The sequence below is a fragment of the Vulcanococcus sp. DEBay_Sum22DG08_74 genome (genome assembly GCF_017852955.1).
In the GTDB taxonomy this organism is placed as follows: Bacteria; Cyanobacteriota; Cyanobacteriia; order PCC-6307; family Cyanobiaceae; genus Vulcanococcus.
Genome location: NZ_JAFMKL010000001.1, coordinates 49,177 through 73,696 on the forward strand (window position 1 = coordinate 49,177; position 24,520 = coordinate 73,696).

The window sequence follows — 24,520 nt, forward strand, 5'->3', positions numbered from 1 at the left end:
CCCAGGCGGGCCGGCTACTGAACCCCCTGTTGGGCCAGCCACAGGGCCAACTGAGGCGCACCCAGCCGCGGTGAAACGCGGGGCAAAACCCTTTCTGCGCCACTACTTCGATCCAGCAGCACCGGCACCTCCAGGTCAAAGCGCGCCAGCAATTGGGGGTCGCGATCGACATCCACCGCCTCGAAGGACACCCCAGCAGCACGCAACTTCTCCTCCAGCCCCTCGCAGAGGCAGCAGCCCACACGGGTCACAAGCACCAGAGCTGCCATCAATCGGGCACCGGGTCACACCCACAGGGCGTCCAGGGGTGACAGCGCAGCAGGCGCTTGATCGTCAGCCAACTGCCGCGCCAGGGGCCATGGCGCTCGATCGCCTCCAGGCCATAGGCGCTGCAACTGGGGATGAAACGGCAGCGGGGAGGGCCCAGCAGCGGCGAGATCGCCAGGCGATAGAAGCCGATCAGGGCCAGCAGCAGGCGTTGAAGCAGGCTGTTCATTGGTGCTTCGGGCCGAGCGATAGGATCGACAACTGGCGTGGCGTTAAGCCTTGCAGCGGAGTGGGGTCCCTGGACCACAGCTCCATGCTCTCAGGCAAGCCATGTCTGGATCAACCTGAACATCCGCACCTATGTCTCGCTACCGCGGCCCTCGCCTGAGGATTACGCGGCGCTTGGGAGACCTTCCTGGTCTCACCCGTAAGTCCGCCAAGCGGTCTTATCCCCCCGGTCAGCACGGCCAAGCCCGTCGCAAGCGCTCCGAATACGCCATCCGTCTGGAAGAGAAGCAGAAGCTTCGCTTCAACTACGGCATCTCCGAGCGTCAGCTCGTGCGCTACGTGAAGAAAGCGCGCGCCCAGGAGGGTTCCACCGGAACCAACCTGCTGAAGCTGCTCGAGAACCGTCTCGACAATGTTTGCTTCCGCCTCGGCTTCGGCCCCACCGTCCCCGGTGCCCGTCAGCTGGTGAACCATGGCCACGTGACCGTGAACGGCCGCGTCGTGGACATCGCCAGCTACCAGTGCAAGGCCGGTGATGTGGTCGCCATCCGCGAGCGCAAGCAGAGCAAGAAGCTGGCTGAAGCCAACCTGGAATTCCCGGGCCTGGCCAACATCCCGCCCCACCTCGAGCTCGACAAGAACAAGCAGGTCGCCAAGGTGATCAGCAAGTGCGAGCGCGAGTGGGTCGCTCTGGAAATCAACGAACTGCTGGTGGTGGAGTACTACTCCCGCAAGGTCTGATTCCGATCAGACACCTTCAACAGCTCAGCCCCCGCTTAGGCGGGGGCTTTTTTATACCGACCTGTTAGGAGCAGGCCTCAGCCCCCGATCAAGGTCTCCAGGGCTTGAGTGACGTCGTCCTGGCGCATCAGCGATTCGCCCACCAAAACGGCATCTGCTCCGGCGCTCTGGACGCGGTCGAGATCCTCGCGGCTAAAGAGACCCGATTCGCTGACCAACAGGCAGCCCTTGGCACGCAGTTGCTCGCCGTAGCGCTCCATCAACTGCTCGGTCGTCGCCAGATCGGTGTGGAACGTGGCGAGGTCGCGGTTGTTGATGCCGATCAGCTCAACACCATCGAGGGCCAGCACCCGCTCGAGTTCAGCCGCGTCATGCACCTCAACCAAGGTCGTCAGCCCCAGGCTCTTGGCCACCTTGAGCAGGTAACCGAAGTCTTGATCGGTGAGGATCGCCGCGATCAGTAGCGCCGCATCGGCCCCGGCCGCCCGGGCTTGATAGAGCTGATAGGGCGTGAGGATGAAGTCCTTGCAGAGCAGCGGCAGGTCCACCACCTGACGCACCTGCACCAGGACCTCAAAGCCCCCCTGGAAGAACGGCTTATCGGTCAACACCGATAGGCAGCTGGCGCCCCCAGCGGCATAGCCCTGGGCAATCGCCTCGGGGTCGAAGTTCTCGCGGATCACGCCCTTGCTGGGGCTGGCTTTCTTGACCTCAGCGATCACCGCGGGCTTGCGGCAGGAGGCCTTCAGGGCCGCCAGAAAATCGCGGGGGGCCGGCAGATCAGCAACCTGTTTTTTGAGTTGCTCCAGGCTGACGCGCTCACGGGCCGCCGCCACTTCGCGGTCCTTCTCCCAGACGATCTTCTCGAGGATGTTGCGGGGCTCGCCCTCCTCGTGGGGAACGGCGTACTCCAGGTGGGCCACCTTCACCTTGGGGTTCGGGGGCCTGCGACGGATCTCCATGCTCGACTCCTCAGGCGGCGACGGCCATGGCGGCCTGCTTGTAGGCCACTTCCACCACCTCACTCAAGGTCGGGTGGGTGTGCACTTCATTGGCCAGTTGCTTCACGCTCTGGCGGCGGGCCACGGCGTTGGCGATCTCCTGAATCAGGTCAGCCGCGTGCAGTCCATAGATGTGGGCGCCCAGCACCTCACCGGTGGCCTTGTTGAACAGGAGCTTCATCAAGCCGTCGCTCTCCAGCTCGGCCAGGGCCTTGGAGTTGGCCTTGAAGTAACTGCGAACCGAGCCCAGTTCAAAGCCCTCCTTGGCCGCCAACTCCTTGGCGTCGGCTTCACTCAGACCGACCGAGCTGATCTCGGGGTGGGTGAAGGTCGCCGCAGGGATCGAGCGGTAATCAATCGTGCGGGGGTGGCCCAGGATGTTGTCGACGGCCACCGTGCCTTGGGCCGCTGCGGTGTGGGCCAGCATCATCTTTCCGGTCACATCGCCCACTGCCCAGAGATGGGGCACGGGAGCACCGTTCACCAGAACCCGCAGCTGGTCATCCACGGGAATGAAGCCGCGGTTGGTCTCGATGCCGCAGGCCTCAAGGTTCAGTTCCTTGCTAGTGGGAACACGGCCGGTGGCCACCAGGACCGCATCCACCTCGAGGGTCTCGACGGGCTCGCGGGTTTGCATGTCCACCAGCTCGATCTGCACCGGAGCACCGGGCTTGATCGACTTGGCCAACACGCCGGAGCGCGCATCGATATCGCGGCCATCGATCAGGTTGCGGGCGGCGATCTTGGCGATGTCGGGATCGAAGGTGGGCATCACCCGATCCAGGGCTTCGATCATCGTCACCTCACAGCCCAGGGCCGTGTAGACGTCAGCGAACTCCAGGCCGATGTAGCCGCTGCCGACGATGGCCAGCCAGCGGGGCAGCCACTCGAGGTTCACGGCCTCATCACTGGTGAAGACCGTGCGGCCATCGGTTTCGATGCCGGGGGGAACAAAGGGATCTGAGCCAGTGGCGATGATCACGTCGCGGCCGCTCAGCACCCGATCAACGCCGTTGATCTCGCGCACGCCGACCTTCTGCGGACCCTCGAGGCGGCCGCTGCCACGGATGATCGTGACCCCGGCACGCTCCAGGGTTTTGGTGAGATTGGTGCGGATCGTTGCCACCAGCTGGTTGGCGTGATCGGCGATCTTCTGACGCTCAAAGCGCACGGGAGCGGCATGGATGCCAAAGCCCTTGAGATGCTCGGCATCGGCCAGCTCGCGCACCCGACCACTGGCGGCGAGCAGTGCCTTGGAGGGAACACAACCGCGGTTGACGCAGGTGCCGCCCATGTCGCGGCTCTCGATGATCGCGGTGCGCAGCCCGTGTTCAGCGGCGTGCTTCGCAGCATCAAAGCCGCCGTAGCCCGCGCCAATCACGATGACGTCAAAGTCGAAACTGCCGTCGCTCACCTGAGGCCTGCCCAATTGGGGGGCATTCTCCCCTGTCAGCCCCCCAATCCCAAGTTGTGTTGCTGCCGCCATCGCTCAAGCAGCAGGGGAGCCGCCGCCACACCGACGTTGAGGGACTCCACGGCCGGGCTGTGGGGAATGGTGACGCGATGGCTGGCCAGGGCCGCGAGCTCGGGATGCAGGCCAGCCCCTTCATTGCCAAGAAGCAGCACCGTCGGGCGGGTCCAATCCAGCTCCCAGTAGGGGATGGCCCGATCTGGATCCACCAACGTGGCCACCAGCTGGTGTCCCGCGGCGGCCGCCTCAGCCAGGCGCGCGACCAGTCCCGTTCGATCGGGATCACGCCAGTGCGGCAAGGCCAGGGCCGCCCCCGCTGAAGCCCGCAGGACCTTCGGCTGGCAGGGGTCAGCGCCGCCCCCGAGCCAGAGATCGTTGACCCCTGCCGCCAGGGCCGTGCGCATCAAGGTGCCGAGGTTGCCAGGATCCTGCAGCTGATCCAAAGCCAGCACAAAGGATCCAATTCCGTGCGCCTTCGGCAAGGCGTCCCGCTTGAAGGTCGCCACCACCCCGTCGGGGGTTTCAGTCGTGGCAACAGCGGCCAGAACGGTTTCCCCGACGGGCTGGAGACGCTCGTTCAGGTCCCCCAAAAGGGACCCATGGCGCTCCAGCCAGGCCGGGGTCGCCAGGAGCTGCTCGGGCGAGAGCCCCAACCGCAGCAGCTCCTGGAGCTGGTGGGTGCCCTCAAGCAGGAGCAGGCCCTGTTCGCGGCGTCCCTTGGACTGGTGCAGAGCACGCAACCGGCCAACCAGGGGATTGCGGCGGCTGGTGATCAGCTCCATCAGAAGGTTTCGTGGCGCCTCACGTGCAGGCCATCGCCGACAACGAGGCTTTTGTCGTCGAGGTCCAGGCCCCGCACCGCTGCCACCTCACCCTTCAGACCCTCCGCCTGCAGATTTTTGATCAGCTCCTTGATCAGCACGTCTTCAATCGTCTTCTGGTCGAAGGCATCGGGCGTGAGGGCCTCAAGGAAGCGCCCCATCTTCGAGGCCATCACTTCCGGGGCATTGGAGATCTTCAGGACGAGCATCGACTCAAAAACAGAAGGAAGCGCTGAGTGGGCACCGACCCAAAGCTGGCAACAGCCGCCTGGATCAGCAATAAAAAAGCTCCTCCCCGAGGGGAGGAGCCTTCAGTGCGGATGGGGAGACTTGAACTCCCACGACATTGCTGCCACTAGTACCTGAAACTAGCGCGTCTACCAATTCCGCCACATCCGCGAGGTGTGGGGCGTCGCTCGGCGCGACCAGCGAAATGTACCCCATCAAGGGACCCGGCCTGGGGAGGGGCAGGATCGGCCACAAACCAGGCCAGCAATGGCTTCGAGCCAGTTCGAATGCCGGCCGTCTTGCCGGTCTCATTCGTTGTTGTCAGGATAGGGCCCCTCAGGCGGGACGCCTTTAGCCATGACCGCGACTCTCGTCCCGTCTCAACAGATTCTCACCCCGCAACTAGAAATTGCCGGTGGTCGCCGTCTCGCAGGCGAGCTCCGTGTCAGTGGCGCCAAGAATTCAGCCCTGGTCTTGATGGCCGCCAGCCTGCTCACCACCGAGCAGCTGCGCCTGCGCAACGTGCCTCCCCTTACCGACATCGGTGGGATGGCCGAGATCTTGGTCTCCCTGGGTGTCGCCACCTCTCACCACGGCGACACCCTTGAAATGGATGGGTCTGGACTGAACCAGTCCGCTCCGCCCTACGAGCTGGTCAACAGCCTGCGGGCCAGCTTCTTCTGCATCGGTCCCCTGCTCGCCCGCACCGGCATCGCTCGGGTGCCCCTGCCCGGCGGCTGCCAGATCGGCACCCGCCCCGTGGTGGAGCACGTCAAAGGACTCAAAGCCCTCGGCGCCCAGGTCACGATTGAGCACGGCGTGGTCTCCGCCGTCGTCCCGGGCCGCAGCCACCGCCTCACCGGCGGACGGATTCACCTGGACTGCCCAAGCGTTGGTGCCACCGAGACCTTGATGATGGCCGCAGCCCTGGCCGAGGGCGAGACCGTCATTGAAAACGCCGCCCTCGAACCCGAGGTGGTGGACCTCGCGGGACTCCTCCTGGCCATGGGCGCCAAGGTGCGCGGCGCCGGCACCCCCACGATCACCATCGTTGGCGTCGTGCGACTGCACGGCGCGGACTACGCCGTGATCCCGGATCGCATCGAAGCCGGAACCTTCCTGCTGGCCGCCGCCATCACCCGCTCCTGCCTCACCGTGGCACCGGTCATCACCGATCACCTGGGTGCCGTGCTGACCAAGCTCGAAGAGGTGGGCTGCAAATTGGAGATTGATGGCACCAACGTGACCATCAGTGCTGACGCCATTCAGGGGGTGGACCTGCGCACCCAGCCCTTCCCGGGTTTCCCCACGGACCTGCAGGCACCGTTCATGAGCCTCTTGGCCACCGCCAACGGCAACAGCGTCGTCACGGAAAACATCTTCGAGAACCGGCTGCAGCACGTCGCCGAGCTCCAGCGCATGGGAGCCGCGATTCGCACCCAAGGCAACACCGCTTTCATCGAAGGGGTCCCTCGGCTCAGCGGAGCACCGGTGCAGGGCTCCGACCTGCGCGCTTCCGCCGCGATGGTCCTCGCCGGCCTGGCCGCTGAGGGCATCACCTCCGTCCAGGGCCTGGAGTACCTCGACCGCGGCTATGCCGATTTCGAGGGCAAGCTGAACGCGGTTGGCGCCTCGATCCGCCGACTCGGCTGACCCCTAAAGTCACCAACGCGGGAGCGTGCCGGAATTGGTAGACGGACTCGACTCAAAATCGAGCGCCTTCGGGCATGTGGGTTCAAGTCCCACCGCTCCTATTTCTCCCCCACCGACCACATCGCCGTCTGAGACGGCGGTGATGAACACCTACGGCCGTTTCCCCCTGGAGCTCGTCCGGGGACGCGGCGTGTGGGTCTGGGACAAGCAGGGCCGCCGCTACCTCGATGCGGTCGCCGGCATCGCCGTCTGCACCCTCGGTCACAGCAGCCGCGTGATGCGCAAGGCCCTGGAGCGCCAGCTGCGCAAACTGCAGCACGTCTCCAACCTGTATCGGATCCCCGAGCAGGAGCAACTGGCGGGCTGGATTCGAGACAACAGCTGCGCAGAGAGCGTCTTTTTCTGCAATTCCGGCGCCGAAGCCAACGAAGCGGCCATCAAGCTCGCCCGCAAGCACGGCCATCAGGTGCGGGGCATCGACACCAGCCACGAGCGGGGCCCGCTGATCCTCACGGCCCACGCCAGCTTCCACGGCCGCACCCTGGCGGCGGTCACCGCGACCGGTCAACCGAAGTACCACCAGGGCTTCGAGCCCATGGTCCAGGGCTTCCGCTACTTCCCCTACAACGACATCTCCGCCTTTGAGGCGCTGCTGCATCGCTGCGAAGCCGCAGGCCCCCGCGTCGCTGCGGTCCTGCTGGAGCCCCTTCAGGGTGAAGGGGGAGTGAACCCCGGAGATGTGGCCTTCTTCCAGCGGGTTCGTGATCTCTGCGATCAGTACAAAATCCTGCTGATCTTTGACGAGGTCCAGGTGGGTGTGGGGCGCACGGGCCGCCTCTGGGGCTACCAAAAATTGGGGGTTGAACCGGATGCCTTCACCCTGGCCAAGGGCCTCGGTGGTGGCTTCCCCATCGGCGCCCTCTGCGTCAAAGCCTCAGCAGATCAGCTCAAACCGGGCGAGCACGCCAGCACCTTCGGCGGCAACCCCATGGCCTGCCGCGCCGGCCTGACGGTGGCCTCCGAACTGCAGCGCCGAAACCTGCCGGCCCATGCCGAGCAGATGGGTGCGTTGCTGCAGAACCTCCTGTTGGAGCTGGTCCAACGGCATCCCCAACTGGTCAAGGGCGTGCGCGGCTGGGGACTGCTGCAGGGCCTGGTCCTGCAGACAGGCGGTCCCAAGGCGATTGACGTCGTCAAGGCCGCGATGGACCAGGGTCTGCTGCTGGTTCCAGCCGGCACCGATGTGGTGCGTTTTGTCCCCCCCCTGACGATCCAACCGCGGCACCTGCGTTTGGCGGTCAAGCGACTCGAGAAAGCCCTGCTGGCGTGTCCCTCCCCGACCCCTTCAGCGAGCTGATTGCTCCCTTCAGCCGCCGGGGTGTGGACCTCGGGCTGAACCGCATTCAGGCGGCTCTCGCTGAACTCGGCCATCCCGAAGGGCGCTTCAAAGCCGTTCAGGTGGCCGGGACCAATGGCAAGGGGTCCATCGCCACGATGATCGAGCGGATCGTCAGCGCCGCCGGGGTGCGCTGCGGGCTCTACACCTCCCCCCACCTGCTGAGTTGGTGTGAGCGCATCCGCCTGCCCGAGGGCCCCATCGGCGAAGAGGCTCTCAAAACGCTGCTGCAACGGCTGCAACCGCTGGCGCTGCGCCATGACCTCACCCCCTTTGAACTGATCACCGTGGCGGCCTTTGTCGCCTTTGCTGAAGCGGAGGTGGAGCTGGCCGTCCTCGAGGTGGGGCTCGGGGGGCGACTCGATGCGACCACAGTCCACCCCCAGCGGGACGTTCTGGCCTTCGCATCCATCGGACTGGATCACGTCGAACACCTCGGCCCCACCCTCGAGGCGATCGCCCAGGAGAAGGCGGCGGTCATGGCGCCTTCGGCCATCGCCGTCAGCGGCCCCCAGGCCCCAGAGGTCCAGGCCGTGCTGCAGGCGCAGGCCGAGGCACGCGCCTGCGAACTGCGCTGGAGAGAACCTGTCGCCAGCGAAGCCGATGGGGGACCCCGCTTGGGGCTCAGCGGCGCGCTGCAACGCAGCAATGCCGCCGTGGCGATCGCCGCCGCGGAGGCCCTCAGGGAGAAGGGGTTCGAGGTCACAGATGAGGCCATCCGCCGCGGCCTGCTGCAGGCCCGATGGCCCGGCCGGCTTGAGCGGCGCCAGTTCCGCGGCCAGCCGCTTCTGATCGATGGAGCCCACAACCCGCCTGCCGCGGCCGCCCTACGCCGGGAACTGCAGCCCGGTCAGCGGCGCTGGTTGATCGGGATGCAACGGCACAAGGACGCACCCGATCTGCTGCGCCATTTGCTGGAGCCCGGTGATCTGGTCCGGGTCGTGACCCTGCCGGAGCACAGCAGCTGGAGTGCCGCTGAACTGCGTCAGGACGTCCCTGGCATCGAAGAGGGGTCCAGCGACCTGAGCGAGAACCTGGAGTGGCTGGTGCAATCAGAGCGCCTGCCGGTCGCCTGCGGCTCCCTTTATTTGGTGGCGGCCCTCCTGCCGCTGCTTGACCCGACAGACTGAAGTCCCGGCCCCACCACCGCCATGACCTTCACCCGTCTCTTCAGCTGGCTGTGGGCCGTGGTGATCCTGCTGGGAGCCCCAGGCCTGACCCTGGCCCTCGACACCTCAGCCGGAGTGGGCCTCCAGGATCGAGCCCTGTTCCAGGACACCGTCGACTACACCCTCACCAACCAGAGCGGCAAGGACTTCTCCGGCCAGCAACTGGCCAACACCTCCTTCGCCGGCGCCGTGGGTAAAGCCGCCAACTTCAGCGGCGCCGATCTCCATGGCGCGATCTTGACCCAAGGGGCCTTCCCCGATGCCAACTTCAACGGCGCCGACCTCTCGGATGTGCTGCTGGATCGCACCGACATGAGCGGCACGGACCTGCGCAATGCCGTCCTGGTTGGGGTCATCGCCTCCGGCAGCACCTTCACCGGTGCCCAGGTGGAGAACGCCGACTTCACCGACGCCCTGCTCGATCGGGCCGATCAGCGCAACTTCTGCATCAGCGCCTCGGGCACCAACCCGACGACGGGCGCCAACACCCGCGCCAGCCTGGGCTGCTAAGTCCAGCCGCGCAACTTGCCCGGGTTCATCAACCCAGCCGGGTCATAGGCCCGCTTGGCATCCACCTGATCCGCATCCACCACCCCGAGGCCTCCGTCCTCCACGCTGATGACGTGGGGGTTAAAAAGCAGGCAGCCCAGATCACGGGCCTGGTCGATCAGCTCCTGCAGGGCTTGCGCTCCCCGCCAACGCACCAGGGGAAGACAGGCGAAACGCTGACGGCCCTGGCTGCGAACCGCCTCCAGATGCCAAAGCAGATCGTCGCCCCAGCGCTCCCGCAGGGCCTCCAGTGCGGGCGCCTCCGGCTGCGGCAAGAGCAACTGCAGATAGGTCCAACCTGAATCCTGACTGCGCACATGCAGGGTCGTGTGGTTCCAGGTGAGCTCCCGCAAGGGAACGCCGCGGCTCTGCCCTTGGGGAGCGCTCCAACTCAGCCGTCCCCCCAACTCCTTGATCCACGACTCCAGGACGGCCGTGGCATCCGGTGCCGCCAGGAGCAACAGACGATGGGCGCCGCCACTGCCGTCCGGACAGCCCTGGGGCCAAGGCAAGCGTGCGGCCACGGCGGCCTCCAGCACACACAGCGCTTTGAGTTCCAAGGCCGAGCCAGAGAGCTGCTGGGCCGCCGCCAGGGCAGCAGACCAATCCTCAAAATCGAGCACCCACTGCCGCCAGGCCACCGCCGGCGCCGACGCCATGGTCAAGGCCGTGAAGATTCCATTGGTGCCATAGGCGTGGTTCAGGGGACGGGCGGCGCTCGCATCGAGCTGCAGCAGCCGCGGCTGCGCCTCAAGCGTCACCATCTCCACCCCAAGCAGGTGGCCGGGATCCCGCAAAAACCCCCAGCGCAGCGAACCAATCCCGCCGGATCCCCCCGCCACATAGCCGCCGAGACAGGCGGTGCGCACGGTGCTCGGCAGCAGCCGTTGCTCCCGCCCATGGGCGAGCAACTGGCGATCCAGCTCCGCCAGGACAATCCCGGGTTCCGCCGTAAACACCCCGGAACTGGCATCCACCTGCCGCAGGCGGTTCAGGCCGCTGGTCTCCAGCAGCAGGCCACCGGCCAAGGGAATGCACTGGCCATAGTTCCCCGTCGCCGCGCCCCGCACCGTCAGGCTGACGCCGTGGCGGCTGCAGGCTGCGGCCACCTGGAGCACCTCTTCGGGGGCCTGCACCCGCACCCCGATCTGAGCGCGCAGACCACAGAGCAGCGGTTGCAGCACTGGGGAATAGACGAACCCATCGGCCGCCAGACCCTCCAGCTCGCCGGCACTCCGCAGGAGAGGCAATCCAGCCGCCCGCAGATCCGCCGCCAAAGCCTCCAGCTGAGCGGCGCTGGCGGGATCGGGGAGCCCATGGGGCAGGGAGCCTGGGAGATCGGGGGTGCTCTGCATCAGCCCAAATTGGCAAGCCGAGGATCGGGATGGGCCTGATCCGGTGGCGGCAGCCAACGGCCCTGCCGCAGGACCCGGCGCTGGGGGGAATGGGCCAGCAGTTCCGACCAGCTCCCGGCACTGGTCAAGAGCAGATCCGCGGGTCCACCCACCCGCAACACCCCATCCCAGTCCAAGCCGAGCAGGCGGGCGGGGGTCGTCGTGAACGGCATCAGTCCCTGACGTTCCCAAGGGGGGGTGTGGGTGGCGCGGAAGCTCAGCCGCAGCAAATCCAACGGATCAAAGTCGCCACCGGGGTACCAGGGGTCCTGGACGTTGTCGGCCCCCAGGGCCACCGCGACCCCCTCCTGCTGCAACAGCCGCAGGGGGGCCAGGGGACGGAAGCCGGAACTCACGCTCTGCTCGCGCCCCAACAACCAGAAATTGGTGGTGGGCAAGGCCACAACCGCCACTCCCAAGCGCTGCAACCGCCGGGCCAAGGGCCGGGCCTGCGCTGCACTCAAGAGCCCCATGCTGCTGGCGTGACTGCAGGTGATCGGCACCCCAGGGTGGAAGCGCTCGAGCCTCTGCACCAGCAGTTGCACTCCGGCGGCGGGGGCCTCGGAGGACTCATCGATGTGCAGATCAATGCCACACCCCAACGTGCCGGCCAAGCGCAGCAGCTGATCCAGTTCCGCCCCATCGCGGCCACTGCTGGGGAAGGGAGGTCCCAAGACCCCACCCAGGAGACCGCCCGCAGCCGCCACCCGCTTGGCTAACGCCAAGCCCTCACTCGAGCCCCAGTGGGCCAGGGGAGCCAAGGCCACCAGCTGCAACTGGACCCGCTCCTGCCAGCGCTGCTGCAACTGCAGCAGCGCATCCCAGCTGGGGCGCGAACAGGGGCCACCGCTGTCGATATGGCTGCGCAGGCCCCGCAGGCCATAGCGCCAGGCTTGATCGAGGGCCCGCTCACCCCGCTCCAGCACCTGCTGGGCACTGCGCTCTTGTCCCTCTACAAGGTTCAGCTCCAGGGCCGCCTGCATCCGGCCGCTGTAGTTGGGAAAGCCTGGCCAGCTGAAGGCCTTGTCGAGATGGACATGGGGATCCACCAAGGGGGTCAGCGCCAACGGCAACCCGCTCTGCCGGCAGGGTTGGATCGAGCGGAGCTGAGTGCCCTGCCACGCCAACTCGACCGGGAGCAATCCCTGGGCATCGCCGCAGGGCAAGTCCCTGCGCTCGGGATCAAGCAGGGCCCGCGGCACCAAACACTGCAGCCGCTGCTCGATGCCTGACTCCATCTCCAAGGCGATCAACGCTGCGCCAAACCCTGCGCCGCTTGTTCTGAACTCTGAATCACCAGCAGCTGACCCGCACCAGCCAGGGTCACGGCCCGGTAGCGGGGGATCGTGAGGCCGGGCAACAGGGTCTGACCGCCCAGTTCAGTGGTGTAGACGCTGAACAGACCGGCGTTGTAGCGGCGGCTGGAGGCGGCCGCCAACTGACCCAGCACCTTGCGCTGACTGGCCACCAGCTGGGGGCAGTCCTGAATCACCAAGCGTGCCAGGAGCGGTAGGGATCCAGGGGCGCAGAGCTCCCTGGAGGCGGCCCGCACCAACTGATCGCCGGCAAAGGCCTCGAAGTCCTCTGTCCCGGGGTTGGTCACGGCCAACGCCAGGAGGCCGACACCGGCTGCCGCCACCCAAGTCCAGCGACCATCACCCGTGGAGGCAGTCATCGATCGAGAGCCGTTGCATTGGTAGGATCGGCGCGCCCTGGCGGGCGTAGCCAAGTGGTTAAGGCACCGGGTTGTGGTCCCGGCATTCGGGGGTTCAAGTCCCCTCGCTCGCCCCTTCCAGAATCCCCTGATTCTCTCTGAGGATCAGGGGATTCGCCCTATTTGGAGCAAATCGCAGCCTCCAGCAAGGCTGCCAACAAAGAGGAGGCTCCATGGCGAACGGGATCCCAGACGGGAAGACCCGTCTGCGCCTGCAAAGCCGAGCGTTCCTGCTCGGCCTGCTCCTCCGTCAGCAGGGCGGTGTTGAGGCAGATCGCCCGCACCTTGGGACGCGCGCCATCGGGGCGCGCCAGGGCGGCCAGCGCCTCGTTGGCCGCAATCACCTCAGGCAGTGGCGGAATCGCCACCAAAGCCGCCCCCGGCCGCGTGCGCACATGGGTCTGCCCCGCCCGGTGCACCAGCAACAGGGCCGTCGGCTGACTGCCCCGAATCAAGGGCAAAGTGGCCGTCGAGCCGGGATGACAGAGGGAGCCCTGCCCCTCCACCAGCACCAAGGTCTCGGCCGTGGCTCCCTCGGCCGCCTTCAGCACCGCCGCTTCCACCGCGCCGGCGGCGTAGTCGACGCGCACCGCATCCAAGGCCACGCCCTGGCCACTGATCAAAATCCCCGCCTGACCGGTGCCGACAAAGCGCACGTCCTGGCCCTGCTGCTGGCCGCAGCGCTGCAACTCCAAGCAGGCGCTCATCTTGCCCACGGCCATGTCGGAGCCGACCGCCAGCACCCGCCGGCCCGGCAGGGCGGCGCACCGGGCGGTGGCCACCTCCAAATCCGCCGGCTCATGGCGTAGATCCCAGATCCACTGGCCTGCCGCCAAGGGAATCGCCGCGAACTCCGGGTCATCCGCCAGGCGGCTGTGCAAACCACTGGCGAGGCTCAATCCCGCCCGCAGGGCCTGCACCACATCAGCCCGCATCTCCATCGGTAGGCGGCCGCCGGAGGGCGCCAGGCCCACCACCGCCACCTCGGGTCCATAGGGCAGCGCCGCCTCCAGATTCGCCAGCACCGGGACGGGGCGCTGAATCCCGGTCACTGCTTCGAGGGACTCACCCGCGTGGGCCGGGTCCACCACTGCCACGATCGGGCCAGAGCGGTAGCGCAGCATCGCCAGGCCGGTCTTGCCCGAGAGGTTGTCCAGCCCGCCGTGCTGCAGCAGCACCACCGGACGCTCAGCAGAAAGCATCAGCCCACCTCCTGGACACCCAGGCCGGGCCGGGCCGCCGGAAGCAGCCGGTCCCCGTGGCGCTCGGGCCCCGAGAAGGGGTCATCCACCAAGTTGAGGTGGCTATCGAGATCCGGCCAATGCACCAGGGGCAGCAGCTGGGCTGCACCGCTGTTGAGCAATCCGCCATCGGAGTAGCAACCGAGCATCACCTTCAACCCCAAGCGATGGGCCGTGCGGGCCATCAGCCATCCCTCGCTGAGGCCGCCGCACTTCACCAACTTGATATTGATGCCATCGACATGGGGGGCCAGACGCAGAAGATCACCCAGATCCCAACAGCTCTCGTCGGCCACCAGGGGAATGGGCGCCAGACCATGCAGCGCGGCAAAACCCGCCCGGTCGGCTTCCAGATCGAGGAGAGGCGGCAAGGGTTGCTCCACCAGCACCACGCCTTGATCGGCCAACCAGGGAATCATCTGGCGAGCGCCATCCAGCGTCCAACCGCCATTGGCATCGATCTGCAATTCATCGCCTGGGCGCAGGGCCGAGCGCACCCCCGCCACCAACTGACGGTCATGGTCCAGGCCATCGGGGGATCCCAACTTCAACTTCACCCGCGTGGCGGGCAGCTGCTGCCGCCAACGCTCCAGCCGCGCCAACACTGACTCCAAAGCGCCCAATCCCAGGGTGACGCTGGTGGCGACGCAGGCCGCAGGATCCAGGCCCCAAAGCCGATGCACGGGTTGGCCCAGCCGCTGCCCCCACCAGTCGTGCAGGGCCAAATCCAAGCCGCAGCGGGCCGGGGGACTGAGGTCCTTGAAAAGGTGCTCCAGGGCCTGCAAGGGCTGGGGCTCCAGGGTTTCCAACTGGGGAGCCAGGGCCTCGAGTTCCGCGGCAACCGCGCCGGTCTCGTAGTGCCGGTGGCCCGTATCAAAGCCGCCGGTCTCGCCCCGGCCCGTGATGCCGCCATGCTCCAGTTCCAGCAGCAGGTGCTCGACAGCGGCGGTCGTGCCGCGGCTGATGGCCAAGGGCACCGCTTTGCTGAGGCGAAAACGGCTCAGACGGAGGCGCATCGAAGGACAGCTGCCCCTTCAAGCTGGCACGGATCGCACCCCCGCGCCGCCCATACCGGAAACTGGTGGCATGACGGCGACACAACTGAGCGCTCCCCAGTCCACGACGGGACGCGGCAGCTACTGGATCACCACCTTCGGCTGCCAAATGAACAAGGCGGATTCCGAGCGCATGGCCGGGATCCTCGAATCGATGGGCTACAGCGAAGCCACGGCTGAACTCGAGGCCGATCTGGTCCTCTACAACACCTGCACGATCCGCGATAACGCCGAGCAGAAGGTCTACAGCTATCTGGGCCGCCAGGCCCAGCGCAAACGCGTCAACCCCAACCTGACCCTGGTGGTGGCCGGCTGTGTTGCCCAACAGGAGGGGGAATCGCTGCTCCGCCGCGTGCCGGAACTGGACTTGGTGATGGGGCCGCAGCACGCCAATCGCCTCGATGTCCTGCTCAGCCAGGTGGAGCAGGGCCAACAGGTGGTGGCCACCGAGGAGCACCACATCCTTGAAGACATCACCACCGCCCGCCGCGACAGCAGCATCTGCGGCTGGGTGAATGTGATCTACGGCTGCAACGAGCGCTGCACCTACTGCGTCGTGCCCTCGGTGCGCGGCAAAGAGCAGTCGCGCCTGCCCGAGGCCATCAAGCTTGAGATGGAGGGTCTGGCCGCCCAGGGCTTTAAAGAGATCACCCTGCTCGGGCAAAACATCGATGCCTATGGCCGCGATCTGCCTGGCATCACGCCGGAGGGGCGCCGTCAGCACACCCTCACGGATCTGCTGCAGTTCGTCCACGACGTCGAGGGCATCGAGCGGATTCGCTTCGCCACCAGCCACCCCCGTTATTTCACCGAGCGCCTGATCGACGCCTGCGCAGATCTCCCCAAGGTCTGTGAGCACTTCCACGTCCCCTTCCAAAGCGGAGACGACGACGTGCTCAAGGCCATGGCCCGGGGCTACACGATTGATCGCTACCGCCGGATCATCGACCGCATCCGCGATCGCATGCCCGACGCCTCGATCAGCGCCGATGTGATCGTGGCCTTCCCCGGTGAGACCGATGCGCAGTACCGGCGCACCCTCGATCTGATCGACGAGATCGGCTTCGACCAGGTCAACACCGCCGCCTACTCCCCCCGCCCCAACACCCCGGCGGCCGACTGGCCCAACCAGTTGAGCGAAGAGGTGAAAGTGCAACGGCTCCAGGAGATCAACGCCCTGGTGGAGCGCAAGGCCAAGGAGCGCAGCGCGCGCTACGCCGGCCGCACCGAACAGGTCCTCGTTGAGGGGGTGAATCCCAAACAGGCGGACCAGGTGATGGGGCGAACCCGCACGAACCGCCTGACCTTCTTCCCCGCCGCCCGCGCCTCTGGAGGCCAGTGGCAAGCCGGCGATCTGGTGGAGGTTCGTATCGAGGAGGTCCGGGCGTTCTCCCTCAGCGGAATCGCCCTGTCCTGACGCTGGCTAAGGGCGGAATCACTGATACGTTTGGCCCCTGATCTGACGCCCCTATGAGCTCCGAAACCATCAATTTGGGTTTGGTGTTTGGGGGTGTCTCGGGCGAGCACGCCGTCTCGATTCGCTCGGCCAACACCGTCGCCGCTGCCCTGCGCTCCGGGGCCAACGCCCAGCGCTATCGGCTCGACTGTTTCTATATCGACCAATGGGGCCATTGGTGGCCGCCGGCGGTGGCCGATGCGGTGCTGGCCAAGGGCACACCAGCCGAACGCAGCGAACTGCCCGCCGCACCCCTGCGGCCTGGTTTTCAAGGCTTTCCAGAAGGGGCCCTGGACGTTGAACTCTGGGTCCCTGTGCTCCACGGGCCCAACGGAGAAGACGGGACGATCCAAGGGCTCTTCAGCCTGATGCAGGTGCCCTTTGTGGGCTCGGGGGTCCTGGGCTCGGCCGTCGGCATGGACAAACAGGCGATGAAGGCGGCCTTCGCTGCGGCGGGACTGCCCCAGGTGCCCTACGCCTGCGTCGATGCCCAGGAGCTCGAGCAGCAACCGGAGGCGCTGGTTCAGCAGCTGGAAGCGCAGCTCGGTTATCCCTGCTTCATCAAGCCCGCCAACCTGGGCTCATCCGTTGGCATCAGCAAAGCGAGCAACCGCGCTGAGCTCATGCAAGGCCTTGCCCTGGCGGCCCAGCACGATCCCCGCATGGTGGTGGAGCAGGGCATCCAAGCCCGGGAACTGGAGTGCGCAGTCCTTGGGGGGCAGCAGATGCGCGCCTCCGTGCTCGGCGAGATCTGTTTTGACGCCGACTGGTACGACTACGACACCAAATACAGCGACGGCAAAAGCCACACGGTGATTCCTGCGGAGGTGCCCGAGGCCCTCAGCGAGCGGGCCCGAACGATGGCCATCGCCGCCTGCCGTGCGGTCGGCGCCTCCGGATTGGCCCGGGTGGACTTCTTCTATGAGCAGGCCAGTGGCGCCCTTTGGCTGAACGAAATCAACACCCTGCCGGGCTTCACCAGCCAGAGCATGTACCCGATGCTCTGGGCCAAAACAGGGTTACCGCTTGAGGAGTTGGTGCACGAATTGGTGCAACTGGCGCAAGAATCGGCGCAGCCCAGCCACTCCAGGAGGACCGAAGCGGCATGAGTCACGGTCTGATCTGGTTGCCTCTGTTGGTGATCTTTCCGTTGATCACCGCCCTCGGTTGGCTGGAGCGCCGCCGCCAAAATTTGTTTCGGGCCTGGGCTGAGGGTGCCGAGCTCTCCAAGCTGGACGACGGCGGCGGCGCTCGCTTGATTGACGGGACCATCGCCTGGTGCGTCTTCGAGTCGGGAAAGCTCAACGAGAAGGGCAGCTTTGAGGTCAAGGGACTCGATCAGGTCGACCTCTTGGCCTTGGGTTCCGGGGAAGCGCCCCTGACCGAGGAAGCGCAGGGTGCCTGCCGTCTGCGGCTGATGGGCGGTGGCCAACAAGCGGATGTGCCCTTTGCCGATGCTGAGCGCGCACGCCGCTGGCGGGATCAGCTGATGTCCCGCTCCCGCTGCGAGTTGTGAGCGCAGCCTCCTCGCGCTCGGGCCAAGCCCTCGAGCGCAGACGCCAGCTCCGGCAGGAACGGCGGCAAGAGCGTTTGAAGCAGATCTGGCGCGTGACCGTGCTAGCCGGCAGTGCCGGGGCCCTGGGCTGGGGGCTCTTGCAACAGGGCTGGGTGGTGCGTGATCCAGACCAAATCGAAGTCCTTGGCAGCCGGCAGGTCAGCCGAGCCCAGGTGATCCGTGAGGGGGACCTTCAACTCCCTTTGCAACTGCTGACCTTGCAGCCCAAGCGATTGGCCCAACGCCTCTCGGCGGGCCTGCCTGTCGAGCAGGTCCAGGTCAACCGCCTGATGCTCCCCCCTCGGCTCCAGATCTCCCTGGTGGATCGAGAGGCCGTTGCCCAGGCCCAACGCCGAACCCGCAAGGGCTTTGAGATGGGCTACGTCGATCGCCTGGGGAACTGGATGACCCGCCGTCAGCAATCCGCTGGCGCCCCGGCGGCCGCACCAACGGTGATGGTGCTGGGCTGGCAGGAGCGTCTCCGCCCTTCACTCTCGCGGGTCCTGGCCGAGCGCGATGCCCTGGGCAGTCCGCTGCTGCAGGTGCGCTTTGAACCCAATGGCAGCCTCTGGCTCCGCACCGCGGCCCTGGGGGACATTCACCTCGGACCCACCGATGACAAGTTGGCCAAGCGCCTGGATGTTCTGCGCCACCTCTCCTCAGAGCTCCCCGGTCAAATCAAAAATCTGAAGCTGAAGTCCATTGACCTCAGCGATCCGGATCAACCCGAACTGGGCCTACCGGCCAAACCGGTGCCGAAGGCGGCCAAAACACCCCCGCCCGCAGCGGACTGAAGCTCCGGGGCAAAAACCCGTAAACGGTGACAGGGCGTTGCGCTAAAGCCCTTTGCCGGCAAAGGTATGCCGATCTAGGCCTGTGATTGGCAGGAACAACGACATAATGCAGCGAAGCACCAACGGCACTGCACCGGCTATGGAGATCGCACCCGAGGGCCTCAGTGCCGTCACCAGCAATGGTTCTGCGGGGATCGTGCCTAGCCAGTCCGCTCGCATCGAGGTGATCGGCGTCGGCGGCGGCGGCAGCAATGCCGTTGGTCGCATGATCCTCTCGGATCTCGAGGGCGTTGGATACCGCGTACTCAATACAGATGCCCAGGCCCTGCTGCAGTCGGCAGCGAAACAGCGCGTTCAGCTCGGCCAAAAGCTGACCCGCGGCCTGGGGGCCGGCGGCAACCCGGCCATCGGCCAAAAAGCGGCTGAAGAATCCCGTACCGACCTGGCGCAGACCCTCCAGGGTGCAGACCTGGTCTTCATCGCCGCTGGCATGGGCGGTGGCACCGGCACCGGTGCCGCTCCGGTTGTGGCCGAAGTCGCCAAGGAATGCGGCGCCCTGACCGTGGGCATCGTCACCAAGCCCTTCGGCTTTGAAGGGCGCCGCCGTATGCGTCAGGCCGAGGAGGGCATTGCCCGCCTGTCCGAGCATGTGGACACCCTGATCGTGATCCCCAACGACCGGCTGCGGGAAGCCATTGCTGGTGCACCCCTGCAGGATGCCTTCCGCGCCGCCGACGACGTCCTGCGGATGGGCGTGAAGGGCATCACCGACATCATCACCAAGCCCGGCCTGGTGAACGTTGACTTCGCCGATGTGCGCTCGGTCATGAACGACGCGGGCACCGCACTGCTGGGTCTGGGCGTCGGCTCCGGCCGTTCCCGCGCCAGCGAAGCCGCCCAGGCCGCCATCAACAGCCCGTTGTTGGAGTCCGCACGGATCGACGGCGCCAAGGGCTGCGTCATCAACATCAGCGGTGGCAAGGACATGACCCTTGAGGACATGACCACCGCCTCTGAGGTGATCTACGACGTGGTCGACCCCGAGGCCAACATCATTGTTGGTGCCGTGGTGGACGAGAAGCTGGAAGGCGAGATCCACGTCACGGTGATCGCCACAGGCTTCGAAGGCGGCGGCGCCTATCGCCCCGAGCGGCCCTTGAACAGCTTTGTGGCCGGCGACAGCGGCGAAGGCGATCTGCCCGGTGCAGCCATCCCCTCCTTCCTGCTCAACCGCCAGAACAACAACTGAGTTCTGGACTGAGAACCAGCAAAAAGGGGCCCCTGGGGCCCCTTTTTTATTGCCGTTGAAATGGGGTGACCCGGAGTCCACGCCTGCCAAGAGCATCCCGTGTGGCTGCTCCCTTCCGGTCCTGACCAGATTTGGGCGTCCGGGCCGCATGGGTCCGAGTCGGTCGGATGCTAGCAATGAGCCCCCGTCCATGAGGTGATCGCCGGGTGCGACCTGCTGATCTACTCACCTGCAAGCAGGAGGGCCGGCCCATCGCCGTGCTCACCGCCTGGGATGCCCTCTCAGCGGCCCTCGTGGAAGAGGCCGGGGCGGACGCCATCTTGGTGGGCGACTCTCTGGCGATGGTGGTCCTCGGCCATGCCACCACCCTCCCGGTGACCCTGGAGGAGATGGTGATGCACACCCGGGCCGTGGGCCGCGGGCTGCAGCGCCCCGCCAACCAGCAGCCGCTGATCATCACGGATCTGCCCTTCCTCAGTTACCAGTGCGGCCTCGATCAGGCCGTGGCCGCAGCGGGACAGGTGCTGAAGAACAGCCCCGCTGCCGCCGTCAAACTCGAGGGCGGGGAACCGGAAACCCTGGCCGTTGTCGATCGGCTGGTGCGCTCCGGCATCCCCGTGATGGGACACCTGGGCCTCACCCCCCAGTCGGTCCATCGCCTGGGCTACCGGCGCCAGGCCCAGGACCCCATTAGCCAAGAGCGCCTCAAGCGCTCAGCCCGCGACCTCCAGGCCGCCGGCTGCTTCGCGCTGGTGCTCGAACATGTGCCCGCCGAGTTAGCCGGCGCCCTCAGCCAAGAGCTCCAGATCCCCGTCATTGGCATTGGCGCCGGTGAACAGTGCGACGGGCAGGTGCGGGTGACCGCCGACCTCCTGGGTCTCACCGCCAAACAACCACCGTTCTGCCCGCCCCTGCTGCAGGGCCGCGAGCTCTGTGTGGACGCCCTCAGGGGCTGGGTGGGAGGCCTTCAGCCTGCTCCTCCCACCACTCCAACCACTCCCGCAGCACCGCATTACTCAGAGCCAAGCCCTCTGGATCACTGAGCCGCCAGCGCTGGCCTTCCCGGCGGAGCAGACCACGCTCCAGATAGGGCTGCCAGCGCTGCATCAGTCCCGCCGGATCGAGCCCTGCCAGAAGCGGCGTGAGCAGGACACCCTCACGCCGGCGCAAACCGACCATCACCCGCTCATCGTTGGGCATGGGCTGGGGAGGCCCAAGCTCGCCAGGGTCCCGTTGCAGCCAGGCGGCGTAGCCCTCACGGGTGCGGGGGCGCGGCTGCCGCACCCCCCAGGGGGCAGCCGTCGCCCCCATGCCGAAGCCCCACCAGCCCGCACCGCTCCAGTAGACGCGGTTGTGGCGCGAGGCATGGCCCGGCAGGGCGTAGTTCGAGATCTCGTAGTGGCCAAAGCCAGCCGCTGCCAAGGTGCCGGCGGTCAGCTCCATCAAATCGGCGGAGAGGTCCTCCTCAGGCAGCTGCAATTCACCGCTGGACTCCAGCCGCTCAAACACCGTGCCGGGCTCCACGATCAAGTCGTAGACCGAGAGGTGGGGGGGCTCCAGCGCGAGGGCCTGCTGCAGCTGCGCCCGCCAGTGCTCGACCGTCGCCCCCGGCAGGCTCTGGATGAGATCCAGGCTCCAACTGCTCAGTTCCCCCTGGACGCGCGCCTGCTGCAGCCAGGCGGCTGCCTCGAGGAGGTCCCTACGGCGATGCCTGCGCCCCAGACGCTCCAGAACGTCGTCATCAAAACTCTGGCCGCCCAGGCTGACCCGATTGACCCCCGCCCTGAGATAGCCCTGCAGGCGCGTCTGATCAAAGCTGGCGGGGTCCAGCTCCAGGCTGATCTCCGCCCCCGCCGCGAAGCCATAGCGCCTCTTCAAGCTCCGCAGCACACGCTGCAGCTGCTCGGCCGTCAGCATTGAGGGAGTGCCGCCCCCCACATAGATGGTGGAGAGGGGCGGTCCAGCCGGCGAGGCCTCTATCTCCCCGCAGAGCAGCTCCAGATAGGCCTCGATCGAGCGACTGCCGGACTGCCCGGGCGCCCCACCGGCTCGATCCCCCAGGGGCACCACCGGGAAGTCGCAATAGAAGCAACGGCGATGGCAAAACGGAATGTGCAGGTAGGCGCTGCGCGGGAGAGGCCGGTTACCTCCCTGGGCCAAACCCGCCGCAATAGGGCATGCTGCTTCCGAGCGACTGGCAGCCACAGCACCCGCCATGGTGGACACCCTCATCCTGGTGCTGTTCGTGATCTCCGGAGCCGCCGCGGGCTGGCTCGGGGTGGATCTACTGCCAGAGCAACAGTTAATCCGCATCCAGAACCTGGAGCAGCTGAGCTGGATCCTGGGCGGTGGCGGCGCCTTAGCGGGCCTCTTCGCGGGCTTTGTCTTCCAGCGCCTACGGCGCCGGCTGATGGAGCAGGTGCGCACCATGCCCACCGATCTGCTGGTGAGCCGGGCCGTGGGTCTGATCCTGGGCCTGCTGGTGGCCAACCTGCTGATCTCCCCCATCCTGTTCCTCTCCCTGCCTTGGGAGCTGGTGCTGGTGAAGCCGCTGGCGGCCATTGCGGCCAACGTCTTCTTTGGCGTCTCGGGCTACAACCTCGCCGAGGTGCATGGCCGCACCCTGCTGCGCCTGTTCAACCCCAACAGCACCGAAGCCCTGCTGGTGGCCGATGGGGTGCTGATGCCCGCCAGCGCCAAGATCCTCGACACGAGCGTGATCATCGATGGCCGCATCCGCGGCCTGCTCGATTCGGGGCTTTTGGAAGGTCAGGTGATCGTGGCCCAGGCGGTGATTGATGAGCTGCAGGCCCTGGCCGACTCCTCCAACACCGAGAAACGGGGCAAGGGACGCCGCGGCCTCAAGCTGCTGAGCAACCTGAGAGAGCGCTACGGGCGTCGCCTGGTGGTCAACACCACCCGCTACGAGGGCAACGGTGTCGACGACAAGCTGCTGAAGCTGACCGCCGACACCGGCGGCACCCTGCTGACGGCCGACTACAACCTCGCCAAGGTCGGCGAGGTGCAGGAGCTGAAGGTGATGAACCTCAGCGAACTGGTCATCGCCCTGCGCCCTGAGGTGCAGCCGGGCGATGAACTCAGCATCAAGGTCGTCCGCGATGGCAAGGAATCCCACCAGGGGGTGGGCTACCTGGAGGACGGAACGATGGTGGTGGTCGATGGCGGCCACGGCCTCAGCGGCGAGCGCCTGCAGGTCACCGTCACCGGCGCGCTGCAGACCCCGACCGGCCGGATGGTCTTCGCCAAGCGCGATGGCTGGGAGGGAACCGAGAGCGCAGGCCCCACTCCTCCAAAGGGAAGCGGTAGCAATGCACGCAATCGCAGCAAGGCCAGCGGGAAACGCGGCGGCAAAGGCGATCAGGACCCCGCCAACCCCCGCTAGGCTCCGGCTTCATGCCAGCAGTGGATCCGCGGATGTCGGTGTCAGCCCCCTACTACGGCGATTCGGCCGTGATGCGCACCCCACCGCCTGACCTTCCCTCCCTCTTGCTGAAGGAGCGGATCGTCTATCTGGGTTTGCCCCTCTTCAGCGATGACGATGCCAAGCGTCAGATGGGCATCGACGTCACCGAGCTGATCATTGCCCAGCTCCTCTATCTGGAGTTCGACAACCCGGAGAAGCCGATCTTCTTCTACATCAACTCCACCGGCACCAGCTGGTACTCAGGCGATGCCATCGGCTTTGAGACCGAGGCCTTCGCCATCGCCGACACGATCCGCTACGTCAAGCCGCCGGTGCACACCATCTGCATCGGCCAGGCGATGGGCACCGCGGCGATGATCCTGAGCGCCGGCACCAAGGGCCACCGGGCTGCTCTGCCCCACGCTTCGATCGTGCTGCACCAGCCCCGCAGCGGCGCCCGCGGCCAGGCCAGCGACATCCAGATCCGGGCCAAGGAGGTGCTGCACAACAAGCGCACCATGCTCGAGATGCTCGCGGCCAACACCGGCAAGAGCACCGAAGAACTCTCCAAGGCCTCCGATCGGATGACCTACCTGACCGCCGAGCAGGCGGTGGAGTTCGGCCTGATCGATCGGGTCCTGACGAGCCAAAAAGACCTCCCCTCACCCGTGCCAGGCGGCATCGGCTGATTTCTCTTTCCCCGTTCTTCACTCACCCGACCAGCCATGCCCATCGGTACCCCGAGCGTTCCTTACCGCCTTCCCGGTAGCCAGTACGAGCGTTGGGTCGACATCTACACCCGCCTCGGTGTGGAGCGCATCCTCTTCCTCGGCTCTGAGGTCAACGACGCCATCGCCAACAGCCTGGTGGCGCAAATGCTGTACCTCGACTCCGATGACAACAGCAAGCCCATCTACCTGTACATCAACTCCCCGGGTGGCTCGGTGACCGCGGGCCTGGCGATCTACGACACGATCCAGTACGTCAAGAGTGACGTGGTGACCATCTGCGTGGGCCTGGCGGCCTCCATGGGTGCCTTCCTGCTCGGCGCCGGCACCAAAGGCAAGCGGCTCGCCCTGCCCCACAGCCGGATCATGATTCACCAGCCCCTGGG

Annotated in this window: 26 protein-coding genes, 3 tRNA genes and 1 other RNA gene; 16 read left to right on the top strand and 14 right to left on the bottom strand. The window is 66.4% G+C overall.

From position 1 onward, the window contains the following. Nucleotides 1-14: 14 nt before the first annotated feature. Both QZ184_RS00290 and yidD read right to left on the bottom strand, forming a co-directional pair. On the bottom strand, nt 15-269 hold the full coding sequence (locus QZ184_RS00290; protein ID WP_296417627.1) for a glutaredoxin family protein: 255 nt from the start codon (nt 267-269) through the stop codon (nt 15-17). Then, nucleotides 269-496, bottom strand: coding sequence for a membrane protein insertion efficiency factor YidD (yidD, locus tag QZ184_RS00295; protein WP_010318096.1), 228 nt, complete (start codon nt 494-496; stop codon nt 269-271). Before yidD ends, QZ184_RS00290 begins: the two co-directional genes overlap by 1 nt. A 131-nt stretch (nt 497-627) precedes the next feature. Between yidD and rpsD the strand changes: the two genes are divergently transcribed. Then, nucleotides 628-1,236, top strand: a complete 609-nt coding sequence (rpsD, locus tag QZ184_RS00300; RefSeq protein WP_010318097.1) for a 30S ribosomal protein S4 — start codon at nt 628-630, stop codon at nt 1,234-1,236. A gap of 77 nt (nt 1,237-1,313) precedes the next feature. On the opposite strand, the gene trpC is transcribed toward rpsD, so the two are convergent. The 5 genes from trpC to QZ184_RS00325 form a co-directional block, all read right to left on the bottom strand. Then, nucleotides 1,314-2,198, bottom strand: coding sequence for an indole-3-glycerol phosphate synthase TrpC (trpC, locus tag QZ184_RS00305; protein WP_010318099.1), 885 nt, complete (start codon nt 2,196-2,198; stop codon nt 1,314-1,316). A gap of 10 nt (nt 2,199-2,208) precedes the next feature. After that, entirely contained in the window at nt 2,209-3,651 is a 1,443-nt protein-coding gene (gene lpdA, locus QZ184_RS00310) for a dihydrolipoyl dehydrogenase (RefSeq protein ID WP_296417629.1), read from the bottom strand. Between the two features lie 35 nt (nt 3,652-3,686). After that, nucleotides 3,687-4,490 carry an RNA methyltransferase gene (locus tag QZ184_RS00315; RefSeq protein WP_296417631.1) on the bottom strand — a complete coding sequence of 268 codons (804 nt, stop codon included), beginning with the start codon at nt 4,488-4,490 and terminating at the stop codon, nt 3,687-3,689. Beyond that, nucleotides 4,490-4,738 carry a hypothetical protein gene (locus QZ184_RS00320; RefSeq protein WP_010318105.1) on the bottom strand — a complete coding sequence of 83 codons (249 nt, stop codon included), beginning with the start codon at nt 4,736-4,738 and terminating at the stop codon, nt 4,490-4,492. Before QZ184_RS00320 ends, QZ184_RS00315 begins: the two co-directional genes overlap by 1 nt. Before the next feature lie 106 nt (nt 4,739-4,844). Beyond that, nucleotides 4,845-4,928 (bottom strand) — tRNA-Leu (locus tag QZ184_RS00325). A 186-nt stretch (nt 4,929-5,114) separates the two neighbouring features. Between QZ184_RS00325 and murA the strand changes: the two genes are divergently transcribed. The 5 genes from murA (at nt 5,115) to QZ184_RS00350 (ending at nt 9,485) form a co-directional block, all read left to right on the top strand. Continuing rightward, a complete protein-coding gene (murA, locus tag QZ184_RS00330; RefSeq protein WP_296417634.1) occupies nt 5,115-6,410 on the top strand; it encodes a UDP-N-acetylglucosamine 1-carboxyvinyltransferase in 1,296 nt (431 codons plus the stop codon). 19 nt (nt 6,411-6,429) lie between these two features. After that, nucleotides 6,430-6,511: transfer RNA gene (locus tag QZ184_RS00335), tRNA-Leu, on the top strand. 41 nt (nt 6,512-6,552) lie between these two features. Next, nucleotides 6,553-7,767: an aspartate aminotransferase family protein gene (locus QZ184_RS00340; RefSeq protein WP_296417637.1), complete on the top strand. Its 1,215-nt coding sequence runs from the start codon at nt 6,553-6,555 to the stop codon at nt 7,765-7,767. Beyond that, nucleotides 7,737-8,936: a Mur ligase family protein gene (locus tag QZ184_RS00345; RefSeq protein WP_296417639.1), complete on the top strand. Its 1,200-nt coding sequence runs from the start codon at nt 7,737-7,739 to the stop codon at nt 8,934-8,936. Before QZ184_RS00340 ends, QZ184_RS00345 begins: the two co-directional genes overlap by 31 nt. A 21-nt stretch (nt 8,937-8,957) precedes the next feature. After that, nucleotides 8,958-9,485: a pentapeptide repeat-containing protein gene (locus QZ184_RS00350; RefSeq protein ID WP_296417643.1), complete on the top strand. Its 528-nt coding sequence runs from the start codon at nt 8,958-8,960 to the stop codon at nt 9,483-9,485. Here the strand turns inward: QZ184_RS00350 and QZ184_RS00355 are convergent. From QZ184_RS00355 to QZ184_RS00365, 3 genes are read right to left on the bottom strand one after another with little or no spacing between them, the layout of a single operon-like run. Continuing rightward, nucleotides 9,482-10,879: an FAD-binding oxidoreductase gene (locus tag QZ184_RS00355; protein ID WP_296417646.1), complete on the bottom strand. Its 1,398-nt coding sequence runs from the start codon at nt 10,877-10,879 to the stop codon at nt 9,482-9,484. The two genes, QZ184_RS00350 and QZ184_RS00355, sit on opposite strands and share 4 nt — an antisense overlap. Then, the gene (locus tag QZ184_RS00360) at nt 10,879-12,156 is read right to left on the bottom strand and encodes an amidohydrolase family protein (RefSeq protein ID WP_296417647.1); all 1,278 of its coding nucleotides are present in this window, start codon (nt 12,154-12,156) and stop codon (nt 10,879-10,881) included. Before QZ184_RS00360 ends, QZ184_RS00355 begins: the two co-directional genes overlap by 1 nt. A gap of 11 nt (nt 12,157-12,167) precedes the next feature. Then, entirely contained in the window at nt 12,168-12,593 is a 426-nt protein-coding gene (locus QZ184_RS00365) for a DUF4359 domain-containing protein (RefSeq protein WP_296416331.1), read from the bottom strand. A gap of 40 nt (nt 12,594-12,633) precedes the next feature. Between QZ184_RS00365 and QZ184_RS00370 the strand changes: the two genes are divergently transcribed. After that, nucleotides 12,634-12,706 (top strand) — tRNA-His (locus QZ184_RS00370). A 45-nt stretch (nt 12,707-12,751) separates the two neighbouring features. Here QZ184_RS00370 and QZ184_RS00375 read toward each other — a convergent pair. Then, nucleotides 12,752-13,834 carry a DUF1611 domain-containing protein gene (locus QZ184_RS00375; RefSeq protein ID WP_296417649.1) on the bottom strand — a complete coding sequence of 361 codons (1,083 nt, stop codon included), beginning with the start codon at nt 13,832-13,834 and terminating at the stop codon, nt 12,752-12,754. Next, nucleotides 13,834-14,889 (bottom strand): dipeptide epimerase, encoded by a 1,056-nt coding sequence (locus QZ184_RS00380; protein ID WP_296417651.1) that lies wholly within the window; start codon nt 14,887-14,889, stop codon nt 13,834-13,836. Before QZ184_RS00380 ends, QZ184_RS00375 begins: the two co-directional genes overlap by 1 nt. Before the next feature lie 70 nt (nt 14,890-14,959). Between QZ184_RS00380 and miaB the strand changes: the two genes are divergently transcribed. From miaB to ftsZ, 5 genes are all read left to right on the top strand, one after another. Further along, the gene (gene miaB, locus QZ184_RS00385) at nt 14,960-16,345 is read left to right on the top strand and encodes a tRNA (N6-isopentenyl adenosine(37)-C2)-methylthiotransferase MiaB (protein ID WP_296416328.1); all 1,386 of its coding nucleotides are present in this window, start codon (nt 14,960-14,962) and stop codon (nt 16,343-16,345) included. A gap of 53 nt (nt 16,346-16,398) precedes the next feature. Further along, complete coding sequence (locus QZ184_RS00390) at nt 16,399-17,493, top strand: D-alanine--D-alanine ligase family protein (RefSeq protein WP_296416327.1); 1,095 nt, start codon at nt 16,399-16,401, stop codon at nt 17,491-17,493. Next, complete coding sequence (locus QZ184_RS00395; RefSeq protein ID WP_010318124.1) at nt 17,490-17,900, top strand: hypothetical protein; 411 nt, start codon at nt 17,490-17,492, stop codon at nt 17,898-17,900. Before QZ184_RS00390 ends, QZ184_RS00395 begins: the two co-directional genes overlap by 4 nt. Then, complete coding sequence (locus QZ184_RS00400) at nt 17,897-18,733, top strand: FtsQ-type POTRA domain-containing protein (protein WP_296416326.1); 837 nt, start codon at nt 17,897-17,899, stop codon at nt 18,731-18,733. The genes QZ184_RS00395 and QZ184_RS00400 overlap by 4 nt, the downstream gene beginning before the upstream one ends. Nucleotides 18,734-18,872: 139 nt before the next feature. Then, complete coding sequence (gene ftsZ / locus QZ184_RS00405; RefSeq protein WP_010318129.1) at nt 18,873-19,982, top strand: cell division protein FtsZ; 1,110 nt, start codon at nt 18,873-18,875, stop codon at nt 19,980-19,982. A 64-nt stretch (nt 19,983-20,046) separates the two neighbouring features. Here the strand turns inward: ftsZ and ffs are convergent. Beyond that, nucleotides 20,047-20,143: signal recognition particle sRNA small type (ffs, locus tag QZ184_RS00410), an RNA gene on the bottom strand. Nucleotides 20,144-20,188: 45 nt separating this feature from the next. On the opposite strand from ffs, the gene panB reads away from it, so the two are divergent. Beyond that, complete coding sequence (panB, locus tag QZ184_RS00415; RefSeq protein ID WP_010318131.1) at nt 20,189-21,025, top strand: 3-methyl-2-oxobutanoate hydroxymethyltransferase; 837 nt, start codon at nt 20,189-20,191, stop codon at nt 21,023-21,025. Here panB and hemW read toward each other — a convergent pair. Next, entirely contained in the window at nt 20,928-22,187 is a 1,260-nt protein-coding gene (hemW, locus tag QZ184_RS00420; protein WP_296417654.1) for a radical SAM family heme chaperone HemW, read from the bottom strand. The two genes, panB and hemW, sit on opposite strands and share 98 nt — an antisense overlap. Nucleotides 22,188-22,197: 10 nt before the next feature. Between hemW and QZ184_RS00425 the strand changes: the two genes are divergently transcribed. From QZ184_RS00425 to QZ184_RS00435, 3 genes are all read left to right on the top strand, one after another. Continuing rightward, nucleotides 22,198-23,385, top strand: a complete 1,188-nt coding sequence (locus QZ184_RS00425) for a TRAM domain-containing protein (RefSeq protein WP_247479341.1) — start codon at nt 22,198-22,200, stop codon at nt 23,383-23,385. A 32-nt stretch (nt 23,386-23,417) separates the two neighbouring features. Next, nucleotides 23,418-24,095 (top strand): ATP-dependent Clp protease proteolytic subunit, encoded by a 678-nt coding sequence (locus tag QZ184_RS00430; RefSeq protein WP_010318134.1) that lies wholly within the window; start codon nt 23,418-23,420, stop codon nt 24,093-24,095. Nucleotides 24,096-24,131: 36 nt separating this feature from the next. Beyond that, a partial coding sequence (locus QZ184_RS00435) for an ATP-dependent Clp protease proteolytic subunit (RefSeq protein ID WP_296417656.1) occupies nt 24,132-24,520 on the top strand: 389 nt, incomplete at its 3' end.

What these genes read in the sequence shown, in the direction of transcription:
- QZ184_RS00290 (WP_296417627.1), bottom strand. Translation starts at nt 269, where the DNA reads ATGGCAGCTCTGGTGCTTGTGACCCGTGTGGGCTGCTGCCTCTGCGAG.
- yidD (WP_010318096.1), bottom strand. Translation starts at nt 496, where the DNA reads ATGAACAGCCTGCTTCAACGCCTGCTGCTGGCCCTGATCGGCTTCTAT.
- rpsD (WP_010318097.1), top strand. Translation starts at nt 628, where the DNA reads ATGTCTCGCTACCGCGGCCCTCGCCTGAGGATTACGCGGCGCTTGGGA.
- trpC (WP_010318099.1), bottom strand. Translation starts at nt 2,198, where the DNA reads ATGGAGATCCGTCGCAGGCCCCCGAACCCCAAGGTGAAGGTGGCCCAC.
- QZ184_RS00315 (WP_296417631.1), bottom strand. Translation starts at nt 4,490, where the DNA reads ATGGAGCTGATCACCAGCCGCCGCAATCCCCTGGTTGGCCGGTTGCGT.
- QZ184_RS00320 (WP_010318105.1), bottom strand. Translation starts at nt 4,738, where the DNA reads ATGCTCGTCCTGAAGATCTCCAATGCCCCGGAAGTGATGGCCTCGAAG.
- murA (WP_296417634.1), top strand. Translation starts at nt 5,115, where the DNA reads ATGACCGCGACTCTCGTCCCGTCTCAACAGATTCTCACCCCGCAACTA.
- QZ184_RS00340 (WP_296417637.1), top strand. Translation starts at nt 6,553, where the DNA reads ATGAACACCTACGGCCGTTTCCCCCTGGAGCTCGTCCGGGGACGCGGC.
- QZ184_RS00350 (WP_296417643.1), top strand. Translation starts at nt 8,958, where the DNA reads ATGACCTTCACCCGTCTCTTCAGCTGGCTGTGGGCCGTGGTGATCCTG.
- QZ184_RS00355 (WP_296417646.1), bottom strand. Translation starts at nt 10,879, where the DNA reads ATGCAGAGCACCCCCGATCTCCCAGGCTCCCTGCCCCATGGGCTCCCC.
- QZ184_RS00360 (WP_296417647.1), bottom strand. Translation starts at nt 12,156, where the DNA reads ATGGAGTCAGGCATCGAGCAGCGGCTGCAGTGTTTGGTGCCGCGGGCC.
- QZ184_RS00365 (WP_296416331.1), bottom strand. Translation starts at nt 12,593, where the DNA reads ATGACTGCCTCCACGGGTGATGGTCGCTGGACTTGGGTGGCGGCAGCC.
- QZ184_RS00375 (WP_296417649.1), bottom strand. Translation starts at nt 13,834, where the DNA reads ATGCTTTCTGCTGAGCGTCCGGTGGTGCTGCTGCAGCACGGCGGGCTG.
- QZ184_RS00380 (WP_296417651.1), bottom strand. Translation starts at nt 14,889, where the DNA reads ATGCGCCTCCGTCTGAGCCGTTTTCGCCTCAGCAAAGCGGTGCCCTTG.
- miaB (WP_296416328.1), top strand. Translation starts at nt 14,960, where the DNA reads ATGACGGCGACACAACTGAGCGCTCCCCAGTCCACGACGGGACGCGGC.
- QZ184_RS00390 (WP_296416327.1), top strand. Translation starts at nt 16,399, where the DNA reads ATGAGCTCCGAAACCATCAATTTGGGTTTGGTGTTTGGGGGTGTCTCG.
- QZ184_RS00395 (WP_010318124.1), top strand. Translation starts at nt 17,490, where the DNA reads ATGAGTCACGGTCTGATCTGGTTGCCTCTGTTGGTGATCTTTCCGTTG.
- ftsZ (WP_010318129.1), top strand. Translation starts at nt 18,873, where the DNA reads ATGGAGATCGCACCCGAGGGCCTCAGTGCCGTCACCAGCAATGGTTCT.
- QZ184_RS00425 (WP_247479341.1), top strand. Translation starts at nt 22,198, where the DNA reads ATGGTGGACACCCTCATCCTGGTGCTGTTCGTGATCTCCGGAGCCGCC.
- QZ184_RS00430 (WP_010318134.1), top strand. Translation starts at nt 23,418, where the DNA reads ATGTCGGTGTCAGCCCCCTACTACGGCGATTCGGCCGTGATGCGCACC.